The following is a 2,300-nucleotide window of genomic DNA, read 5'->3' on the forward strand; positions in this document are numbered from 1 at the left end:
GGTGCCGGGCGGGCCGTACGGGTCGGCGAGGAAGCGGGCGGCGGTCGCGCCGGGGCGGCCGAGGTAGCCGCGGGCCACGCCCTCACCCGCGAGGTACAGCTCGCCCGCGCAGCCGGGCGGGACGGGCCGCAGCCGGCCGTCCAGGACGTGCAGGCGCCGGTCGTCCAGCGGGCGGCCGATCGGCAGGGTGTCGGGTACGGCGGCGGGGTCGGCGAGTTCGTGGGCGGTGGCGAAGGTGGTGGTCTCGGTGGGGCCGTAGCCGTCCACCACGGTCAGCCCGGGGCAGGCGGCGAGCACCCGGCGCACGGCCGCGGCGGGCACCACGTCGCCACCGGTCCACAGCGTGCGCAGGCCGGCGAAGCAGTCCGGGGCGTCCTGGGCGAGCAGCCGGAACAGTCCGGCGGTGAGCCACAGCGCGGTCGGGCCCTGCGGTCCGGCGAGGCGGCGCAGCAGCGCGGCGTCCACCGGCCCGGCGGGGGCGACGAGCACGCAGCCGCCGGTCAGCAGCGGGGCCCAGACCTCGAAGGTGGCGGCGTCGAAGGCCACCGGGGAGTGCAGCAGCACCCGGGCGCAGCGGCCGTCGGCGAAGCGGCCGTCGGTGCCGAGCGAGGCCACGTCGCGGTGCCGGACGGCGACGGCCTTGGGCTCGCCGGTGGAGCCGGAGGTGTACATCACGTAGGCCAGCCGGTCGGGGTCGGCGAGCGGCAGGGCCGTGCCGGTGGCCTCGGTGCGGGCGGCGTCGGTGCGGGCGGCGTCGGTGCGGGCGGCGGCGACCAGGTCGGCGGTGAGCCGCCGGGTGGCACCGGCCCGGGCGAGCAGGGTGCGGCGGCGCTCCTCGGGGGCCCTGAGGTCGACGGGCAGGTAGGCGCCGCCCGCCTTGAGGACGGCGAGTTGGGCGACGACCAGGGCGGTCGAGCGCTCCAGCTCCAGCGCGACCCGCTCCTCGGGGACCAGCCCCTCGGTGAGCAGCCGGTCGGCGAGCCGGTCGGACCACTCGTCGAGCTGCCGGTAGGTCAGCCGGTGTTCGCCCTCGCGCACGGCGGGGGCGTCGGGGGTGCGCCGGACGTGCCCGGCGAGGACGGTCAGCGGGCTGCGGGGTACGGCCGGGCGGGCGGTGGCCTGCCAGTCGGCCAGCAGGGCGCGGTCGGCCGGGGTGAGCGGCTCCAGCGTGTCGAGGTCGCGGCCGTCGGTGAGGGCCTCGGTGAGGGCGGTGAGCAGCAGGGCGAGCCGGTCGGCGGCGTCCTCGGCGGTCCGGTGGTCGAACAGCGCGGGGTCGTACCCGAGGTCGAGGCCGAGGCGCTCGCCCAGGTGGGCGCGCAGGCACCAGGGGAAGGTGGTGGCGTCGTCGGCGCGCACCTCGACCACCCGGACCCCGGTGCGGGCTTCGGCGGACTCGTCCACGGGGTAGTTCTCGAAAACCAGCATGCTGTCGAACAGCGGCTCCCCGGCGGGCAGTTCGCCGAGTGCCCGGATCCGGGTCAGGGACAGGTGGTCGTGGGCGCGGGCCTCGCTCTGGCGCGCCTGGAGCTCCCGCAGCCAGGGCAGCACGCCGCCGGGGGCGAGCCGGACCCGGGTGGGGACGGTGTTGATGAACAGGCCGATCATCGCCTCCACGCCGGGCAGTTCGGCGGGGCGTCCGGACACGGTGGTGCCGAAGACGACGTCCTCGCCGCCGCCGTGCCGGGCCAGCAGCAGGCCCCAGGCGCCCTCCAGCACGGTGTTGACGGTCAGTCCGGCGGCGGCGGCCCGTTCGCGCAGCCGCCGGGTGAGCGCCTCGTCCAGCTCGCGGTGGACGGCGGCGGTGGAGCGGGCCCGGTGGGCCTGCGCCGGGCGGCGGTCGTACGGGAGCGGGGTGCGGGCGGTGAAGCCCTCCAGGGCGGCGCTCCAGTGCGCCTCGGCGGCGGGCCGGTCGCGTTCGGCCAGCCAGCCCAGGAAGTCCGCGAAGGGGCGGCGGACCGGGCGCGGGGCCTGGGGGCCGCCGGTGAGCGCGGCGTACTCCTCGCAGACCTCGGTGAGCAGCTGGCCGGTGCTCCAGCCGTCCAGGACCAGGTGGTGGGTGGACCACAGCAGCAGCAGCTCGTCACCGGGCAGGGCGGCCAGGGTGAGCCGGGTGAGCGGCGCGGTGGTCAGCTCCATCGGGGTGGCCCGCTCCTCGGCCAGCAGCCGTTCGGTCACCGCGGCCAGCTGTCCGGGGTCGGCCGGGTCGATGACGAGGTCGAGCAGCCGGACGGCCAGCGCGCCGTGGCGGGCGACCTCTTGGACGGGGTGGGGCAGCCGGCGCCAGTGAACGCCGGTGCCCA

The 2,300-nt window shown here is 78.0% G+C and carries 1 protein-coding gene; it reads right to left on the reverse strand.

Annotation, left to right across the window (positions count from 1 at the left end):
* On the reverse strand, nucleotides 1–2,300 hold a 2,300-nt coding region (locus tag ACFC1T_RS38310; RefSeq protein ID WP_375897420.1), incomplete at both ends, for an AMP-binding protein.

Source organism: Kitasatospora sp. NPDC056076 (genome assembly GCF_042266305.1).
Classification (GTDB): domain Bacteria; phylum Actinomycetota; class Actinomycetes; order Streptomycetales; family Streptomycetaceae; genus Kitasatospora.